This window comes from Oleiphilus sp. HI0117 (assembly GCF_001635235.1).
On record NZ_LWGA01001012.1, the window covers coordinates 1 to 2,905 of the forward strand.

The window sequence follows — 2,905 nt, forward strand, 5'->3', positions numbered from 1 at the left end:
GGCGTCACCTTGGCCGTCACCATCTGAGTCACGCTGATCACTGTTACTATTCACTGGGCAATTATCACGGCCATCACCTACGCCATCTTCATCACCATCGCGGCTAGTCGGTGCAGCGTCGTTTATATCTAGTACACCATCGTTATCATCATCCGTATCGGCTGTATCACCAATACCATCGCCATCGGAGTCACGAGTCTCTAAAGCATTTTGGGGGAATGGGTCTGAGGCATCAGGTGTACCATCACCATCATCATCAGTGTCTGCATTGTTACCTGTGCCATCACCGTCTGTGTCTAATTGCTCAGAAGCAAGTAAAGAGAAGGCATCAGCATCATCTTCTACACCATCATTATCATCATCAGTATCAGTGTTGTTACCAATGCCATCACCATCTGTATCCGTATCTTCATTAGGGTTCAGTGGGAAACGATCTTCAGAGTCTGGCGTACCATCACCATCATCATCGGTATCAGTGATATTTGGCTCACCGTCGCCGTCTGTATCAGTACTTGCCAAGGCATCTAGAGGTGAAGCATCATCACTGTCGGCAACACCGTCACCATCATCGTCATCATCGGTGTTGTTACCAATACCATCACCATCGGTATCGGTGTCTTCACTAGAGTTTAGAGGGAAGGCATCTTCGGAATCAGGTGTACCGTCTCCATCATCATCGCTGTCTGCATTGTCACCGGTACCATCGCCATCGGTATCGACAATTTCATTCGGGTCAGTCGGGAAATCATCCAGATCATCGGCAACACCATCATTATCGTCATCAGTATCTTCTGAGTTACCTACACCGTCATTGTCAGTATCTTCTGTTTCTGTTTCATCTGAAGGGAAGGCGTCAAGATCATTGTTAACGCCATCACCATCGCGATCCAGGTCACAAGGATCACCGCGACCATCATCATCCAGGTCACTCTGTACAGGGTTGTAATGAACTGGGCAATTATCTATCGCATTATCAATACCGTCTTGGTCTGAATCGAACTGTACCGTTGGGTCAGTTGGACCTTGGTCGACGTTATCGAGCACGCCATCACCATCGGTATCACGCTCTAGCGGGTTGGTGCCATCTTGCTCTTCCTGAAGATCAGGTACGGAATCACCATCGTCGTCTTCATCTGTATTATTACCAATACCATCACCATCGGTATCAACACTTTCAAATGGGTTACGTGGGAACTTATCCTCATCGTTCGGCACCTGGTCACCGTCGATATCAGTATCAGCATTATCGCCTGTGCCATCGCCATCTTGGTCTTTTTGTTCTGTAGGGTCTGTTGGGAAGGCATCTTCAGTATCGATCACACCATCATTATCATCATCAGGGTCATCATTTCTGCCACCAGAATCAGCCATGCCATCGCCATCGGTATCAACAAAATCGATACCTGGAATGCTGGCATTGGTATCATCAGGGTCCTGATTGGCAGACCAGTTATCGTTATCCTTATCAGACTTATTCTGACGTTCAGAATCTAAAGGAAAGTCATCGGCAATATCTTCAGTACCATCGCCGTCATCATCAGTATCGGCATTGTTACCGATTCCATCTTCATCTGTATCGGTTTGTTCGCTTGCGTCTAGAGGGAAGTCATCGTCTTCATCTTTAACGCCGTCGTTATCGTCGTCGTTGTCGGCATTGTTACCTGTGCCATCACCATCGGTGTCAGTTGTCTCACTCGCATCTTCAGGAAAAGCGTCCTGATCATTTGGAACGCCATCATCATCCAGGTCTGGGTCAGTTTCAGCGGGCTTGAGTACAACTTCTTCTTCAGTATTTATTTCAGTATTAACGCCTTCATTACCCAGGTCTTCTTTTTCATCGTTAATCACTTGTTTCATTTCACCAACTGTACGACCTTGAGGGTCGTTCGGAATCGGTAAGGAAGCAGGGTCTTGCTCTAAAAGTTGAAGTGCGGCACTAGCTGTATCTTCAGCAGCATCATCTTCAGCACCGCCAAAAATATCACTCGATTCTGAGCCACCTTCTTCATTGTCGACTTTACCGTCGATCTGGCCATCGGCTAAATCTTGTGTGAGTGCACTTAATACAGCATTAGGGTCTTCAGTACCAACAGCCTCGTCTATCTGGTTCACAACAGCCGTTACCGCTTCTACCGCAGCACGATAAGCCGCAGCATCTTCTTGCTCTGCACCCGTATCAGTTGTTTCGTCAATTAATGGAGGCGTATCAAAAATATCAATATCCTGGGACATACCAAAGCCCATGGTCGACTTCACCTGAGCCGCGGCTATTGGAAGCGCGCTCACTAGTTCAGCCGGTGTTGCAGTGCCGTCACCTAAACCCGGGTCAGTAATTTCATCGCCATCACGGTCAGCCCAAGGGCCGGTATCGACATCGGCATTACGAATCGCCAAGTCAACCGCCATGGTTGTAAGAGGTGTGCCATAGATTTGCTCGCCATTATCAAGAAGTGCTTGGGTAATAACGGTTCGCATTTCGGAAATAACGGGTGCCTGCCCCGTTAGAATATCAGTCGTATTTTCGTCTGATGTAAACTCCAGAATATAAGGAGGCTCAATTGGTGTTGGCAGCACCAGGTCAATAATCTGTGCTTGTTCATTAGTTGAGCCCGGTTCACCTACTATTGCACCTTTAAAGTCTTCTGCTGTGGTATCAACCGTATAGACAGTAACAATTGCATTAACTAGAGGCCCTTTAATACCACCGCCTGTCAGACTAACCGCCTCCGGCTCATCACTGCCCCCAGATCCCCCTCCACTACTGCCCCCATTACAAGCGGCTAAACTTAAGCAACAAAGCGTTAGTAAGAGTTTATTCAGATCGGAAAGGCGCATGATGTTTCCTCATTTCTATGAGCTATTGACGCTACCTTCCGCCCGGAAAATAGCGTTAATTTTTATTATT

At 47.4% G+C, this 2,905-nt stretch carries 1 protein-coding gene; it reads right to left on the reverse strand.

Annotation, left to right across the window (positions count from 1 at the left end; translation table 11 throughout):
* A partial coding sequence (locus tag A3757_RS18165) for a thrombospondin type 3 repeat-containing protein (RefSeq protein ID WP_068740046.1) occupies window positions 1-2,835 on the reverse strand: 2,835 nt, incomplete at its 3' end.
* Window positions 2,836-2,905 lie beyond the last annotated feature (70 nt).